An 18199-nucleotide genomic window follows, 5' to 3' on the forward strand; every position below is an offset into this window, starting at 1 on the left:
TTAATCACATAAATCCGGTTGATTAACCTGCCCGTTATTTTGTTGGTAAAGATGATGGAAAATAGAAAAGGAGATAGGAAAAGCAATGATAAAAGAACTTATGAAATGTATCAGAGAATTTAAAAAAGCCTCCATACAGGCACCGATATTGGTTTCTTTGGAAGTTGTTATGGAGTGTATTATTCCATTTTTGATTGCGCAACTGGTCAATCAGATAAAAGCGGGCTGTGATCTTATAGTTCTGCTTCAATACGGATTGCTGCTGGTAGTCATGGCAGGATTGTCCCTGACTTTTGGAGCACTGGCGGGAACTGCATGCGCAACGGCATCCTGCGGTTTTGCCCGTAATATCAGAAAGGATATGTACTATAAAATACAGAGTTATTCCTTTGAGAATATCGACAAATTTTCAACATCATCCCTGGTAACCCGGCTTACCACTGATGTTACCAATGTACAGAATGCCTACATGATGATTGTGAGAACGGCTATCCGCTGTCCGTTAATGCTGTTATTTGCCTTTGCCATGGCTTTTATTATGGGTGGGAAAATGGCATTTGTTTTCCTGATTGTAATCCCGATTTTGGGGTTTGGACTCTTTTTGGTAATCCGAAAAGTAATGCCATTATTTAAGCAGGTATTTAAAAAATACGATGCTCTTAACAATTCTGTGCAGGAAAATATCAAAGGCATGCGTGTTGTAAAATCTTATGTGAGAGAAGACTACGAAAAAGAAAAATTTGGAACAGCTGCGGGAGATGTCTGCAATGACTTTACAAGAGCGGAGAGGATATTAGCCATTAACAATCCGCTAATGCAGTTTTGTATTTATTCTGTAATGATATTTGTGATGTCATTTGGTTCTTATACAATTATTACTTCCAGAGGCCTGGACTTGGACGTAGGGCAGTTATCCTCTCTGTTAGCATACAGCTTTCAGATATTGAGCAGCCTGATGATGCTGTCTATGGTATTTGTTATGATCACCATGGCAAGTGAATCTTCGAAACGTATTGTTGAAGTATTAAGAGAAGACAGTTCGCTGGCGAATCCGGCAGAACCGGTATTTACAGTGGCAGACGGCTCTGTTGATTTTGAACAGGTTAATTTTAAATATTCAATGAAAGCAGAAAAAATGGCGCTTGCCGACATTAATCTTCATATAAAATCAGGAGAAACAATAGGTATTATCGGAGGAACCGGTTCATCAAAATCTTCATTAATCCAGCTGATTTCAAGACTTTATGATACTACAGAAGGGGTAGTGAAAGTAGGTGGGATTGATGTTAAAGATTATGATATAGAAACCCTTAGGAACCAGGTATCAGTTGTACTGCAAAAAAATATCCTGTTTTCCGGTACCATTAAAGATAATCTGCGGTGGGGAAATAAAGAAGCCACAGACGAAGAAATGATAGAAGCATGTAAGCTGGCTCAGGCAGATGAATTTATTATGCAGTTCCCGGAGCAATATGATACTTACATAGAACAGGGTGGTTCCAATGTATCAGGCGGTCAGAAACAGAGGCTTTGTATTGCCAGAGCTCTTTTGAAGAAACCGAAAATTATTATTCTGGATGATTCTACAAGTGCGGTGGATACGAAAACGGATGCCCAGATCAGAAAAGCATTTCGGGAGTTTATTCCCGATACGACTAAGATTATCATTGCACAGAGAACTTCTTCTGTACAGGATGCTGACCGCATTGTGGTCATGGATGGAGGTACCATTAATGCAGTGGGAACCCATCAAGAGCTGTTAAGAGGAAATACGATTTACCAGGAAGTATACAATTCACAAAATAAGGCAGGTGGTTCTGATGAAGAGTAAAAAAGGAGTATTAGGGCGGGTAATTAAGACACTGTTTAGTTTTTATCCTGTAATGATGCCTGTGGTACTGATCTGCATTATTTTCAATGCGGTTGTCAGTTCCATCCCGGCTATTTTTATGCAGAATGTAATTGCAACCATAGAACAGAGCTGGCAGAGCGGTGACTGGGATTCGGTTTCTGCCAAAATCATCGGACTGGTATTGCTGTTGGTAACCTTTTATGTACTGTCCCTGTGTGCATCTGTTATTTACAACCAGATGATGGCTGTAATCACGCAGGGTACACTAAAAAAGCTGCGCCAGAAAATGTTTAACGGTATGCAGGATCTTCCAGTCCGCTATTTTGATACCCACAACCACGGTGATATTATGAGCTACTATACCAACGATATTGATACTCTGCGTCAGATGATATCCCAGAGTTTCCCTCAGCTTTTAGTATCTGCCGTTACGGTGCTGACTATATTTTCTATTATGCTTTACTATAGCGTATGGCTGACAATTGTAGTCGTTATCGGTGTGGTATTTATGGTGCTTGTCACAAAGAAAATTGGAGGAAATTCAGCTAAATATTTTATCCGCCAACAGATTGCTCTGGGAAAAGCAGAGGGGTTTGTGGAGGAAATGATGAATGGGCAGAAGGTCGTAAAGGTATTTTGCCATGAAGAAGAGAGTAAATCAGATTTTGACCGTTACAATGATGCATTGTTTCACGATGCCCAGCAGGCAAATAAATTTGCCAACACGCTGATGCCGATCCTTAACAATATTGGAAATGTACTCTATGTAATAGTTGCTTTAGTTGGTGGTATTCTGCTTCTTAGTAACGTTCCAAATGTTAGCATATCGGGTATGGCAATCAGCATCAGCATTGTAGTTCCATTTTTAAATATGACCAGACAATTTTCCGGAAATGTCAGTCAGGTATCCAACCAGCTGAATGCGGTTATTATGGGTCTGGCTGGTGCTGACAGGGTATTTACCCTGATTGATGAAATACCGGAAGTAGATGAAGGATATGTAACTTTGGTCAATACAAAAGAAGTTAACGGAGAGATGGTGGAATGTACAGAACGTACCGGCACCTGGGCATGGAAACATCCTCATGAAAATGGTACCACAACTTACACCAGATTAACCGGAGATGTACGGCTGTTCGATGTGGACTTTGGCTATGAAGAAAATAAAATCGTGCTTCAGAATATTACTCTTTATGCAGAGCCTGGGCAGAAAGTAGCTTTTGTAGGGGCAACCGGAGCAGGAAAAACGACCATTACCAACTTAATTAATCGTTTTTACGATATAGCGGACGGTAAAATTCGTTACGATGGTATTAATATTAATAAAATTAAAAAGGCTGACCTGCGTCGATCACTGGGCATTGTACTACAGGATACAAATCTTTTTACAGGCACAGTTATGGAAAATATAAGATATGGAAAATTGGATGCTACAGAGAAAGAGTGCATCGAAGCAGCAAAGCTTTCCGGTGCCCATGACTTTATCACCAGGCTTCCGGATGGATATCATACGCAGCTGTCCGGAAACGGCGGGAACTTATCCCAGGGGCAGAGACAGCTTCTGGCAATTGCCCGTGCCGCGGTAGCCGATCCTCCGGTAATGATTCTGGATGAAGCGACAAGTTCCATCGATACGCGAACGGAATCCATTGTTCAAAGGGGAATGGATGCACTGATGAAAGGCAGAACAGTATTTGTAATTGCCCATCGGCTTTCTACCGTCAGAAATTCAGATGTTATTATGGTTCTGGATCATGGTAAGATTATTGAACGCGGAAGTCACGATAAACTGATTGAAGAGAAAGGCAAGTATTATCAGTTGTATACAGGTGCATTTGAGCTGGAATAGAAAAATTTTTAACTTTTAATTGTAAATGATTTTGATAGTGAAAGAAGAGGACTCTGGTTTACAGAATCTTCTTCTTTTTTTATATATTATTGCGTAAGGGATAACATAGATCCCGTTTTCTTTGAAGGCTAATCCGATACTAGTAAACTGTTTGCTCCAGACTCCGTTACCAGATTGTAAAAAATAAACACTTGCCACAAAAATCCTCCCCCTGGAATAATCAAGTATTATAAGCTTTCACAAGTATACGTTCTATACGGGTGAATCATTTAGGTGTAGTGTGATTACAGGAAGGAATTAAATCAAACAATTGCCTGTTGTGCAGTAAAAAGGAGGAACTATGATTAAAGAAATATGGTGTATGTCTCACAGCCACCTGGATATTGGTTATACCCATCCGCAGCCTCTGATAATGGAGCTTCAGTCGGATTATCTGGATCAGGCCATGGAGTTAATTGAGAAAACGCGGAATTATCCAGAAGAGGCACAGTTCAGATGGACCATTGAGGCCAGTTGTGTTTTGAAACGTTGGCTGAAGACGGCCGCACAGGAGCAGATTGTAAGGCTCAGGCGTCATATAAAAGAAGGAAGAATCTGTGTGACTGCGCTGCCCATGCATACAACACCTGGAGTGGATGCAAGTGAATTGGTGTATATGCTTTCGGATCTCAGGGAGCTGGAACAGGAGCTGGAAATGGAAATTAAAGTGGCGGTCAATCATGATGTGAATGGACAGCCCTGGACGCTGGGGCAGCTGCTGATTGACAGTGGCATTGATTTTTACCTGACTGGTATCAATACACATTTTGGGGGAATTCCCTTTCCAAGAATGACTTTCTTTCAATGGGAGATGTCTGATGGCAGAAGACTTCCCTCTTTTATAGGAGAGCACTATTCCATGTTCAGTCAGTTCATCCGCTCGTGGGAGCCGTCCACCGATACCATGCATAAAGGCCTGACCGAATATGTGAAATGGATGGAGGACCAGGGATATGAAAGAGATTTTCTTTTCCTGACTGCCACAAATCCGCCGCTATACGACAATAACCCTCCGGATTGGGAGCTTCCGGAATTGATTTGCCGCTATAATAAAGAAAATCCAGAGCTGAAGATACGCTTTGTGACGGCAGATATGCTGAGAGACAGGCTGCTGCAGGAAGAAGCGGTTCCCGTGCATAAAGGGGACTGGACCGATTACTGGAACTTTGGATGTGCCAGTACTGCAAGAGAAACCAGAGTAAACAGGCTGGGAAAAGACTTACTGCAGACAGCTCAGATGCTGGAATGCTTCACGCTTGAGAAGGACCGCCATTATGAGTGTGTGAAAGAGGAATGCAGGGAAAGTATGGTCATTTATGATGAGCATACGTGGGGAGCTTCCCAGTCTGTTTCAGAACCGGAATCGCCGGAAACCTTTTGCCAGTTGAACTATAAGCTTCAAAATGCCTATAAAGCCGCTGATCTTTCCTCCTATATGCTAAGCCGTCAGATGGAACAATATTGCCGTAATCCGTATCAAAGCGATAAGCTGGAAGGAGTAGCGGTAGTGAACCCAACGGCGTACAGTCAGACATTCCAGGTACAGTTTCCCAAGGATTATCTGGAAGAAAAAAGACATATTGGTGCCCACAGAAGCAAATATTATGTTCCTTACCTGGAAAAGACAGAGCCGGTGGAAAACTGCGGTGTAATGACATTGCCGCCTTATACCGTAAAAACCATGCCCTTTGAAGCTCTGAGGGAAATTCAAAAGGAAAGCAGTGTGTTGAAAGAAAATTATAATCTGGAGAATCATGTGCTTACCACTCCTTTTTACCGGGTTTATCTGGATGAATCCACCGGCGGTATCCGGCAGATCGTTGATCAGAAAAGTGGCAGAGAAATTTTGAGTTCCGAAAGTGGATACGATTTTTTTGAGGCAGTCAGGGAAACTGTGGATACCCAGTGGAATGAAGCTGTCAGGGAAACCATGTATGGAGCCCGCAATGAAGTAAATGATCATGATAAATCACATTGGAATCATGAGTGGAAGGCAAAGCATACGAAAAGAAGCAGCTGCAGCTGGCATGCAGAGCGTCAGGAATATCAGATTTCCATTGTTACAGAAGGTGTCATGGAGGGAACAAGAGGAATTCGTCAGAAAATCACCTTTTATACATACCGTCCGGATATCAGAATGGAGGCTGCTTTCTATAAGGAACCAGTCAGTGAGCCGGAGTCACTGATGTTTGTTATCCCGCTGAAGATGTCAGAAGGCTGGCAATGCAGCTATGACACTGCTGGTGAAATGGTTCGTTTGGATGAGGAGCAGCTTGGCTTCTCCTGCAGAGATTACCTGACTGTGGACTCAGGGGTGAGCATGTATGATGATAGGATGTGTGTTACATTGTCATGTCCGGATGCGCCGATGGTTCAGGTGGGAAACTTTCAGTTTGCAAAAGAAAACAGAAGCATTGAAAGAAAAGAGAATCCGCTGCTGGCAGCCTGGCCCCTGAATAATTACTGGAGTACCAATTTCTGTGCCAATCAGTCCGGCAGGATGACCTTCGCTTATGAACTGAATCTCCATGAACAGTTCCGGGAACAGAGCATGCATTCCGATGGTATCAGAGCGAAGCATCCAGTGACCATAGGAGCAGCGGTAAAAGCCGTGGAAGAAGAGCAAAGGCTTCTGGAGTTTCAGGGAGAGAGTACGGTATTATCTGTTTCACCGTCAAAAAATCATGATGGTATCCATATCCTGCTGAAAAATAATACAAACCAAAAGGACATCTGCTATTTAAAATCGTCTGTCTGGAAAATCAGGGAGGCAGAACGAATCTCACCTTCGGAAGAAAGCTTGGATATTCTTGAAACAGAGGGAAATCGGGTTCGTATCATCATGCAGCCCAGAACAATGAAACTGATACATCTCAAGGCTGAAATGCACAAATGGAAAAAATAAACACTTGCCACAAGAATCCTCACCCTGGAATAATCAAGGATTATCAGGTATCACAAGGATACGTTCTATACGGGTGAATCATTTCGTTGTAGTGTGATATCAGAAAGGAATAAAAAACAAATAAGACAGAAAGGGAAAAAGAATGGAAAAAAAGAAAAAATGGAGCCTGAAGGAAGATATAAAGCGTCGGTGGCAATTGTATCTGATGCTTCTGCTGCCCCTGGCTTACATTATTGTTTTTTGCTATGTGCCTATGGGCGGAATCGCAATTGCCTTTAAAGATTATTCTTTTAAGAAGGGCATAATGGGAAGCGACTGGGTGGGGATGAAATATTTTGTACAGTTTTTTGAAAACCCGGATTTGATCCGGCTTTTGAAAAACACACTGATCCTTAGTTTTTATCAGCTTCTTGTAAGTTTTCCGGCACCGATTATTCTGGCTCTGGCATTAAATATGATAGGCGGAAAGCGTTTTAAGAAATTCATGCAGTCCTTAACTTATGCTCCATATTTTATATCGACGGTAGTTATGGTAGGAATTATACTACAATGTCTCCATCTGAACATCGGGATTGTTAACAACATGATGGAGACGGTGAATATAGACCGGGTAGATTTTATGGGGAAAGCCTCTTATTTCAGGCATATTTTTGTATGGTCAGGAGTTTGGCAGACCACAGGATATTCCGCAATCATTTATATTGCTGCCCTGGGCAATACAGATCAGTCGCTGGTAGAAGCATCTCTGATAGATGGTGCAAATCGTCTGCAGCGAATTCGCAATATAGAACTGCCGGCGCTTAAGCCGATTATTACCATACAGCTGATTTTAGCAGTAGGAAGCATTATGGGCATTGGATTTGAAAAAGTATTTTTGATGCAGAACAGTCTGAATCTTCCTATTTCAGAGATTATATCTACTTATGTTTACAAACGAGGTCTTCGGGATATGCAGTACTCCTTCGCTACAGCGGTAGGATTGTTCAACTCAGTAGTAAACTTCATATTACTGTTTGCTGCTAACAAAATATCCAAGAAATTTGGCGATACAAGTCTTTGGTAGGGAAGGAGTCAGTATTGCAGGCAGGCCTGCAATATGCAGTGAAAAAAATGTGGACAAATATAAGACGAAAAAAAGATAATAAAATAAAATTGTATCATTCGACATCTGACAGAATGCTGATGGTCTTTGTATGGATTTTACTATTTGTAATTATGGTGATTATTCTGGTTCCCATCCTGTTCGTTTTAGCATCCTCGTTCAGCGATGCAAGTGCAGTATCTTCCGGTAAGGTCTTTCTGTTTCCGGTTGATTTTTCACTGGCGGGATATCAGGTTATTTTCCAATCACCCAACATCATGAAGGGATTTTTGAATTCCATTGCATACACAGTTGTTGGTACCATCATTAGTGTAAGCCTCACATTATTGGCTGGATATCCGCTGTCCAGAACAGATTTGAAAATCCGCGGCCCGGTTATGTTTTTGTTTACCGTGACCATGTTCTTTAGCGGAGGCATGATTCCTACTTATCTGGTGGTCAGCAAGCTGCACCTGATAGACACCTTCTGGGCAATGGTAATTCCCTCGGCTGTTGGAGTATGGAATGTCATTTTGATTAAGACCTATATACAGAGTTCTATACCTTTGGACATTTATGAAAGTGCCTCCATTGACGGCTGCTCGGACTGGAAATATTTCGTAAATATGGTAATACCTCTTTCGAAACCAATTATTGCCGTAATGATTTTACTGTATGCCGTAGGAAAATGGAACGATTTCTTCTCGGGTCTGCTTTACATAAATGACGTGGCAAAACAGCCTCTTCAGATGATCCTGAGAAATATTCTGGTATTGAATGACAGCATGGGCATGTCTCTAAGTCTGGCAGAGCAGATGAACCGCCAGGAATTGAAAACGTTGATGCAATATTCTCTGATTATCGTATCATCCCTTCCGGTTATGATTCTGTACCCTTTTATTCAGAAATATTTTGTCAAAGGGATCATGATGGGATCGATCAAGGGATAACAGAAAGTATTTGTATCTTAAAAAAATATATTATAATATAAAAAAGTGAAGGAGAAAGAATATGAAAAGAAAAACATTGGCAACAAGAGCTGCCGCAATAGGACTTGCCGCAGCAATGATGCTTGGAGGCTGCAAAACAAGTGAAGACACACAAACACCTGCAAACACCAAATCGAATGAAAGTACGGCATCCGAAGCCGGTACGAAAGGCAGCTCCGAAAATCCAGGGACAGAAGAAAGAGAAACTATTACGGTAGCAGTTCAGATGAATGAAAAAGGAGAATACTCCGATAAGAACTATGCAATCCGCTGGCTTGAAGAGCAGACCGGAGTAAATCTTGAATTTGTTGCACTTCCCAGTGATGCTGCGGATGCCGATACAAAGCTGAACCTGATGCTTTCCAGCGGAGATTATCCGGATGTAATCTGCTATAACCTGAATAAACAGAAGATGGTGAAATTCGGTAAAGAGGGCATATTTATTCCGATCAATGACTTATATGAAAAGTATGGGAATAACATGAAGAAAATGTTTGAGGAGAGACCGCAGTACGAGCAGAACGCTTATGCACCGGATGGAAATATGTATGGATTCCCTACCGCAAGCGAATCCTATCATGGTCAGGCTTATCCGAAGCTGTGGTATAATTCAGAATGGCTGAAGAGTCTGAATCTGTCCGAACCGACTACCACAGAAGAGCTGAAGGAAGTTCTGACGGCAGTGAAAAACAGTGATTACAACGGAAATGGAAAGGCGGATGAGATTCCATTGACCGGAAGTCCGGACTGGGACTGCCAGCTGGAATGGTACCTAATGAATTCCTTTATACCTTGTGATAAAGAGAGCCTCTCTTATGCAAAAGACGGAAAAGTTATCTTTGCCGGCAATAAACCGGAATTCAAGGAAGGCCTTGCATATATGCATGATTTATTCCAGAACGGACTGATTGATCCTACTGCTTTTTCACAAAAGAGCGACCAGATGCAGCAGGTAATCCATTCTGATGAAAAATTAGTATTTGGATATACGGCAGATCACTTTGCCATGGGTATTGATCTGGAAAACAAACACTTAAATGAGATTACACATGCTATGGTACCTGTAGAAGGATCAACAGGTGCAAGATATCAGCCTCACAAAGATTATATTGATATGACAAAGGGATTTAACTGGTTTATTACTGATGAATGCGAGAACCCCGAAGTGGCATTTAAAGTAGGCGATTTTATCATGGGGGATGAGGCTTCCATGGTTATGATGTATGGAGAAAAAGGAAAATACTGGGGTGACATGGAGAAGCCCGTAGAGTCTATTCTCCCTGGAACAGAAGCTATTTACTGGATAAAGCCGGGATACACATCCAATGAAAATGATGAATACAATAAAAACACATTTTGGACAGGCCTGGAGAATCAGATGGCAGAATTCCGCTCTTCTATGAATCCGCTTCCGGAGGATATGTATGTTTCTACTTCCTACGAAGCCAGATTATATGAAGAAACAGAAAAAGTAGTCGGTTATTTCTATAAAGAATACCTCCCAAGACAGATCTTTTTAGAGGAAGATGCAGATGCAGAACAGTTTGCCACGCTTCAAACCTCCCTGCAGGAATATGTAAAAACCTCCATGGCACAGTTTATCACCGGTGAACTCAGCCTGGATAAGGATTGGGATACCTATGTGTCAACCCTGGAAAGCTATAACGTAGAAACTTATACACAGTTGTATCAGAAAGCATACGATTTATACTACAAAGCAAAATAGTGAGGTTATGATGATATTAAACGCGGAGTGGAATGACAGAATACAGCATTGGATCAGAACCCTGAAGGCAGATTTTTATACACCAATAGAAGAAATTCATTTTGAAGCACACAGAACAGACAGGCACTATGAGTATAAGGAGCTGAAAAGCCTTGCATTTGAAGCCGTGAATCCTGGTTATACATGGGGAGAAACATGGGAATACTGCTGGTTCCGCGGGAAGATTACGCTTCCCGGGGAAGCGCAAGGCAAAAAAATTGTCCTGAATCTCCAGCCCCGGGGAGAGTCTGCACTATTTGTAAATGGACAGGAATTTGGTACATACCGGGCTGACTGGGTAGCGCATCCCCACCATTTTATGGTAGATAATATTCTGACGGAAGAAGGGCTGGCTGGGAACATCTATGAAATTTGTATGGAAACTTATGCAGGTCACTATTTTCCTAATTGTGAAACCGGGTATTGTGCCACAGGTCCGGTGCTCCCAGGCAGCTTTCAGGATCCGCAGAAGGAGGGGGAAAGAAGGGTTCTGGGGAAATCCACCTATGGCATCTGGAGGGAAGAGGCATACCAGCTTTTTCTGGATGTGAATACCCTCTTTCATTTGCTTGAAGTGCTGGATGGAAGTTCTTTGCGGGCTTATAAAATTGCAGAGGCATTAAAGCGCTTTACCTATGATGTGGATTTTGAACAGGATGAGTCCGGCAGGGCGGTATGCTATGCCAAGGCGAGGCTGCACCTGCAGAAAGTGCTGGCTGCAGAAAACGGCACAACCGCACCGCGTTTCTGGGCTGTTGGAAATGCACACCTTGATCTGGCATGGTTATGGCCTCTGGAGGAAACAAAACGGAAAACAGCCAGAACCTTTGCGGCACAACTGCGGCTTTTGGATCAATATCCACAGTACCGGTTTATACAGAGCCAGCCAGCCGCTTATGAAATGTGCCGGCAGCATTATCCCGGGCTTTTTCAGAGGATTCAGGAAAAAATTGCCCGGGGACAGTGGATAGCTGATGGAGCGATGTGGGTAGAACCGGATACGAATATGGCGGGAGGAGAAGCTCTGATCCGCCAGCTGCTTTATGGAAAGAAATATTACAAAGAGGTACTGGGGGTGGACAGCAGGGTGCTCTGGCTTCCGGATACCTTTGGCTATACCGCCGCACTGCCGCAGATTCTGTTGGGATGCGATGTTCCTTATCTGGTGACACAGAAAATCTTCTGGTGCTGTAATGATGGAGAACGCTTTCCGTATCATTATTTCTACTGGGAAGGACTGGATGGCAGCCGGGTAACCTCATTTTTGCCTACCAGCTATACATACCAGACAGACCCACAGGAAGTTGGGACGGTATGGAATGAACGGGAGCAAAAAGAGGATTTGGAGACCTTTTTGTTTCCGTTTGGATATGGTGACGGAGGAGGCGGACCTACCAGAGATCATATAGAATATGTGCTCAGGCAAGAGAATCTGGAGGGAAGTCCCAGAATGCAGATGGGGGCTCCGGAGGAATTTTTCAAAATGATGGATGCGGAGGGAGGCCCCGGACATACATACTGCGGAGAATTATATTTCAGCTCTCACAGGGGAACCTACACCTCACAGGCACAGGTGAAAAATCATAACAGAAGATGTGAGCTGGCCATGAGAGAAATGGAAATCTGGAGCAGCCTTGCATTGATACAGGGAATGGCGTGGGATCACAAACGGGCAGAAAGCTTATGGAAGTCGCTGCTGTTTCAGCAGTTCCATGATATACTGCCGGGATCTTCGATTGAAAGGGTCTATCAAGAAACAGAGGCAGCACATAACTCCATTTTAGAAGCAGCGGCGGAAATGACCTATAAGGCGGCAGCTTTTCTGACTTCGCAGGGAGAGGACATAACCGTATTGAATTCGCTGTCATTTCCAAGGAATGTGCTGGTGGAACTTCCGGAAAGATATAAAGATGGTGCCGTTACTGCAGAGGGAAAGGCAGTACCAGTCCAGAAGGATGAAAACCGGGTATTGGCATGTGTGCAGCTCCCGTCATGCGGATGGATTACCCTGAAAGCCTGCAGTTGTGAAAATGAGGTGCCGGAAGAAAGGGCTGTGGAAATAAAGCAGCCGCGAGCCTGTGCGTGGCAGGATGAAGCCGGCTGCCATATGGAAAACGAATATGCTTCAGTTCTGATTAATGAATGCGGACATGTGATTTCTTACATACTGAAATGCTCAAAAAGAGAAATGGCTGCCGGAGAAATGAACAGACTGAGGCTGTTCAAGGATGTGCCGAGACATTTTGATGCCTGGGATATTGACGACAATTATCTGGAGCAGGAGACAGATGGAGCATATGGGCAGGAGATTAAGATTATGTCCCAGGGACTTCAGGCAGTAGTGAAGGTCAGCGGGCGGATCAGTCAATCCACTTACGTGCAGTATATTCGTCTGGATGCCAATCAGCAGAGACTGGAATTTGAAACCATCATAGAATGGCATGAGCTACACAGACTGCTAAAAGCAGCATTTCCCGTATCTTTATATGCGCTTAATGCGAAAAATGAAATGCAATTTGGCTATGTGGAACGCCCAACCCACCGTTCCCGTACTTATGACAAGGATCGTTTTGAGGTGTGCAATCACCGGTATACGGCACTTTGTGACAACGGTCATGGAGCAGCAATCCTGAATGATTGTAAATACGGAATCAGCGTGGAAGGAAATCAGATGGAGCTGACGCTGCTGCGGGCGGCTTCCAGTCCCCACATGCGTGCAGATAACGGAACCCAGCATTTTACTTATGCGTTTTATGCATGGGAAGGCAGCTTTGTGGAATCGGATGTGATTCGACAGGGGTATGAACTGAATGTAAAGCCTCAAATGATCAGGGGTACGGCATCACTTTTTGAGTTTATCCAAATGAATCGTAAAAATATTTTGATGGAGACCTTGAAGCCTGCAGAGGATAACAGCAGAGATCTGATTCTGCGTTTGTATGAGGCAGCAGGTGCAGCAGTTTCCACAGAGGTCAAAATTAATCAAAATGTAGAGAGTGCGTGGAGTTGTAATATGCTGGAGCAAAACCAGGAGGTATTAGAGGTCACAGATGGCGTACTTCGGTTGAACTTCAGAGCTTTCGAAATTAAGAACATCCGGCTGCGCATGTAGCCGGAATATCTGACAACACACGAATAGGGTGAAAATGAAGAATAAAAAAGTATATACCAGACTGATTATTACCTATCTGCTTGTTTTTTTAATTCCGCTTTTGCTGAATATTGTCAGCCTGGAGAATATTTCAAATGTCACAAAAGACAATATCAGCAAAAGTGTACTGGCAAACCTGACACATGCCAGAGATACAATTGATAACAATTTCCGGGAAATAGATACTATCGTATACAACTTGTCTGCAAATAATACCATAAAGGATATTTCTGCCCATATGAAGGAGAAGGATAAATATATCCAGATTTCAAAACTTTTGTCGGCCCAGGATTATATGAGTGCCATGCGTATACAGACTTTTGTGGAAGAATACTATCTGTTCCTTCGTGAGAGCCAGATGATTATCAGTCCGGATCACATTTTTCTGGACCAGTCTTCCTGTAAGGCTTTTTTTCAATATGACGGCATGGAGTGGGATGAATGGGAAAAACGGATGCAGGAGAGTTATTCAAAGCATATTTTCCCGGAAGCGGTCAGTATGCAGAACAGGAATAGCCAGAATATGATTTTGTATGTACAGTCTCTGATTACCTATTCCGGAGTAAAAGGAAATTTTGTATTCCCCATTAAAAGTCAGGCTATCAAATCTTTGCTTAAGGATCCATACGTGGCAAATGCCGGTTGGGCGTATTTGACAGATAAGGAGGGAAAGGTAATCTTGACCATTCCCTCTGCTCAGAATGAATTGGAACTGGTACCTGCCAAATATCTGGAAAACGGGCAAAGCATTCAGGAGGCAGAGATGGGTGGCCGCAGTGTGGAGATTATACGTTCTGTTTCCGATGAAACCGGACTGTCTTTTGTAGCGGTGCTGCCACAGGAATACATATCTGCCCAGATTACGGATGCGCAGCATAAAACAGTTTTACTGATTATGCTGGCTGTAGTTTTGGGAATCGCCAGTATTCTTCTGGTTTCCTGGCATCGTGGGAGAAAGGTTGACCAGATGCTGCAAATGCTGTTTAAAATGGAGAACAAGGAAGACAAGTCGATGAAGGGAGATGAAATGAGTTACATTTCAAATTCCCTCAGGCAATTGATCCACAGCAATACCAATCTGAAAGACAGCATTCGGGAGAAGAAGCTGGTGACCAGGGGGCTTCTTCTGGAAAATCTTCTGTGCGGGATGGAGAGCAGGCTGGACAGCAGCCTGGAGGAATATGATATCTATCTGACAGGTAAAAAAATTCTGGTGATTGCATTCCAGATTCATGCGGATACCCTTACGGCAGATCAAATGTATGCCACTGAATCAGCATTATATAAACAGGTGATTCAAAATGGACTGGAGGAGATGATACCGGGGACAAAGTATGCCTGTGATATGGATATACGTGCAGGTGCAATGATCTGCACCATGGATCAGTCCTATGAATTGAATAAGGCAGAGATGAAAGCACAAATGGAAGAACTCCTGGATGCCCTGTGGGAAAAATACGGGATTCGGGCTAGAATCGCCGTAGGAAATCTCTGTGAAGAAATCTCACAGATTAGTAAAATTTACGACAAGATATATGAGATGCTTCAGTATGGACCCGTTTCTGACCGGAATGTGCTGTTCTATGAAAATTATGTCAATAGCAATGAATATTATTATTTCCCGGCACCACTGGAGGAAAGACTTGTAAATGCAGTGAGAACAGGGAATGCCAAAAGTATGCATGAGCAGTTGACGGAAGTTTATCAGGGAAATGTCATAGAGCACAATGTCAGCCCCGCCATGATGCATTTTCTTGTAAATGATCTTCAGTGTACGGTGTTTAAGGTACTGCATAATCTGAATGGGCAGATTGATATTGAAGAGGAGGAACTTTACCGGCAGATTGAACAGCTAAACCGGGAAAGCGATATCCTGCTGCGTTTCCAGCGGATTAATAATATATTTAAATTTATTTGTGAAAAGGTTCAGGATGAAAATAATGTAAGAAGTGATCGTCAGGTGGAAAAAATTAAAGAATATATCAGCAATCATTATAGCAGCAGCGATATGAGCCTGACGAAGATTTCAGATGATTTTGGGTATGCCAGTACCTATTTTTCCAAGCTGTTCAAGGAACTGTTTGGAGAGAATTTTGCTACCTATCTTGAAAAGGTAAGAATCGAGCAGGTGTGTCTGATGCTTCAGACGAATGCCACCGTAGAAAAGATTGCGGAACAGACTGGTTATAATAGTGTCTATGTGATGCGTACAGCGTTTAAACGGATTAAGGGGGCAACACCAAACGAATACCGAAAGATGATTGCAAAAGAACCGGAAGAATAATTCATAATGAAAACAGAGGTAGTAAATAGATGGATAGAAACATAATAATTGACAGAATTCCCTATCAGTTCTGCGAAGGACCATTTTGGGGAAACGGAAATATGGGAGCGGTATTATACATTCGTGATGAAAAATTATGCATCTCGTTGGATCATGTGAAGCTGTGGGAATTAAGAGAGACCCTTCCTGATGAACCCAAAGCCGTATTTCAGCAGATCTTGCAGCATAAAACGGAATATCTGAAGGGAAATCCGGAATATGTAGAGGATACGAATATTTTTGAAGAGCATATCGGAAGGACCAAGCTTCCGGCTCTGGCAGTTGAAATTGGAATTCCGGGAAAAGTAACCGGATTTTGTGCACGAACAAATCCAAAGCATGCGCAGTCCGTTATTTCTCTGGAACTGGATCACAAAAGAACCATGGAAGGACGTATCTGGCTGGATTCCTGTGTGAATATTCTGTATATGGAATGGAGCAGTGACATACAGGGGGAAGAAAAGGGGTTAGAGATTCATGCGCTTGGCTGGGATCTGGAATCTCCAAGACTGAAGCCTTTGAAAAACTGGAATTATGAGCCATGCATCCAGATAGAGAAGGGGGATACCTTTACCGTAAAGCAGCATTTCGGCAAAGATATGTCAGCGGTACTTTGCGGCCGTCAGAAGCAGCTGCAGCAGGGAATTGCCCTGGCAGTTGGAATTAATGCGGGAAATCTGGAAGAGGAATCCTGTATGAGTGCGGCAGGTGAGAGCCTGGCGGAGGATTATCTTGCCAGAACAGAATGTTATCTCAAGAGTCATGAGAAGGATTGGAATGCCTATTGGTCTGGTTTTGGGATAGAGGTGCCAAGTGAAAGGCTGCAGGAGGCTTTTGAGCAGGAAATGTATAAGCTCTACTGCAATGAAAGGGAAGATGCCTCCCCCATTACCCTTCAGGGAGTATGGAATCCAGACAACCGGATGCCGGCATGGTTCGGAGATCTGCACAATGACCTGAATGTGCAGTCCTGCTATTGGCCTGCCTATAAAACAGGAAATGTAAAGCTGGTGCGTCCATATATTGATTATTATGCAAAAGCAATGCCCAGACTGGAGGAGCGGGCATGGAAGCTGTTTGGTATTAAAAATGCCATCCATGTACCCACTATGATGGCGCCGGACGGAACAGGAGCTGCCTCTGAGTGGTGTTACTGGAATACGATTCTGGGACCGGAGCTGTTCGTAGCAGTGGATTTTACCTGGTTCTATGAATATAGCAGAGAACAGGATACCCTTAGAGATAAAATCTATCCTTTTATAGAGAAGGTAATTCATCTGTATCAGTCCATTGCTTATGAAAAGGAAGATGAATATTTACATATTCCGTTTACCCAATCTCCGGAGGTAGACCGGGATGGTCATATGCTGATGGCGGATGATTCCACGTTTACGTTATCCTGCCTGCATTATTTGTGCCGGAAAATGGAAGGTTATTCAAAAGTTCTCGGCAGGGATGGAAGTAAATTTTTGGAATGGGAACACCGCCTGGCGCCAGTAGTTCCCACGGGAAAAGGATTTTCACTGTTTGACGGGATCGAGGTGTTTGGCTCACACCGTCATTTTTGCCAGATGTACCCCATTTATCCCTTGTGCCAGGAGTCCCATAATGAGGTGGCAAATCGTTCTCTGGATACGGCAGTCAATCAGGGATTTTTGGAATATGCGGCTTTTTCATTCCCATATATGGGAATTATGGCAGCCAGATGCGGAAGAGGAAATATGTGCCGTACCATGTTGGAAATCTATTGCATGGTTTTTAGATCCCGCAATTCTTTTACGGTAAATGGAGATCCCTATCAAAACGGAGTTCTGCGGATATCTGACACCAACGCAGGAGAGAGCTCAGATGCATTTACACTGGAATCGGGCTTCTTTATTCCTGCCGCTCTATGTGAAATGTTTGTACACAGAGCAGAAAGTGGAATATGGCTGATGATGGGGATGCCGGATGAATGGAAGGAATGCAGCTGCCGTGGACTTACGGTAGAGGGCGGACACCGCATATCTCTGGAGAGAAGGAATTATCATATGAGAAGAGCCGTGATTCATACGGCAGAGGAGGAAACCCTGATACTGCATTGGAAGGAAGAAAACCATTTGAAGTGTATTATGAGAAATGGTGAAGAAATAGTCACTTATGGAAACGGAACCTGCTCGATTTATGTGCGTCCCGAAGAGGAATGGGTACTTGAGTTCCTGTGATTGTATTCAAATTTATTCCGGCTTAAAATAATGGAAGAGAC

General features: G+C 43.2%; 9 protein-coding genes. All 9 read left to right on the plus strand.

What is annotated here, in order from left to right:
* Window positions 1-85: 85 nt before the first annotated feature.
* The gene (locus tag CD03_RS0104880) at window positions 86-1831 is read left to right on the plus strand and encodes an ABC transporter ATP-binding protein (RefSeq protein ID WP_027292669.1); all 1746 of its coding nucleotides are present in this window, start codon (window positions 86-88) and stop codon (window positions 1829-1831) included.
* Window positions 1821-3701: an ABC transporter ATP-binding protein gene (locus CD03_RS0104885; protein WP_044288913.1), complete on the plus strand. Its 1881-nt coding sequence runs from the start codon at window positions 1821-1823 to the stop codon at window positions 3699-3701. Before CD03_RS0104880 ends, CD03_RS0104885 begins: the two co-directional genes overlap by 11 nt.
* Window positions 3702-4041: 340 nt before the next feature.
* Window positions 4042-6645: a hypothetical protein gene (locus CD03_RS0104890; protein WP_027292671.1), complete on the plus strand. Its 2604-nt coding sequence runs from the start codon at window positions 4042-4044 to the stop codon at window positions 6643-6645.
* Between the two features lie 142 nt (window positions 6646-6787).
* Window positions 6788-7708 (plus strand): ABC transporter permease, encoded by a 921-nt coding sequence (locus CD03_RS32460; protein ID WP_044288914.1) that lies wholly within the window; start codon window positions 6788-6790, stop codon window positions 7706-7708.
* Between the two features lie 47 nt (window positions 7709-7755).
* Entirely contained in the window at window positions 7756-8676 is a 921-nt protein-coding gene (locus tag CD03_RS0104900) for a carbohydrate ABC transporter permease (RefSeq protein WP_027292672.1), read from the plus strand.
* A 61-nt stretch (window positions 8677-8737) separates the two neighbouring features.
* Window positions 8738-10441, plus strand: coding sequence for an extracellular solute-binding protein (locus CD03_RS0104905; RefSeq protein WP_027292673.1), 1704 nt, complete (start codon window positions 8738-8740; stop codon window positions 10439-10441).
* A gap of 7 nt (window positions 10442-10448) precedes the next feature.
* Window positions 10449-13592 (plus strand): alpha-mannosidase, encoded by a 3144-nt coding sequence (locus CD03_RS0104910; protein ID WP_027292674.1) that lies wholly within the window; start codon window positions 10449-10451, stop codon window positions 13590-13592.
* A gap of 34 nt (window positions 13593-13626) precedes the next feature.
* Window positions 13627-15915, plus strand: coding sequence for a helix-turn-helix domain-containing protein (locus tag CD03_RS0104915; protein ID WP_027292675.1), 2289 nt, complete (start codon window positions 13627-13629; stop codon window positions 15913-15915).
* A 29-nt stretch (window positions 15916-15944) separates the two neighbouring features.
* Window positions 15945-18158, plus strand: a complete 2214-nt coding sequence (locus tag CD03_RS0104920; RefSeq protein ID WP_027292676.1) for a glycosyl hydrolase family 95 catalytic domain-containing protein — start codon at window positions 15945-15947, stop codon at window positions 18156-18158.
* Window positions 18159-18199: the final 41 nt, after the last annotated feature.

Source organism: Robinsoniella sp. KNHs210 (assembly GCF_000686105.1).
GTDB lineage: Bacteria > Bacillota > Clostridia > Lachnospirales > Lachnospiraceae > Robinsoniella > Robinsoniella peoriensis.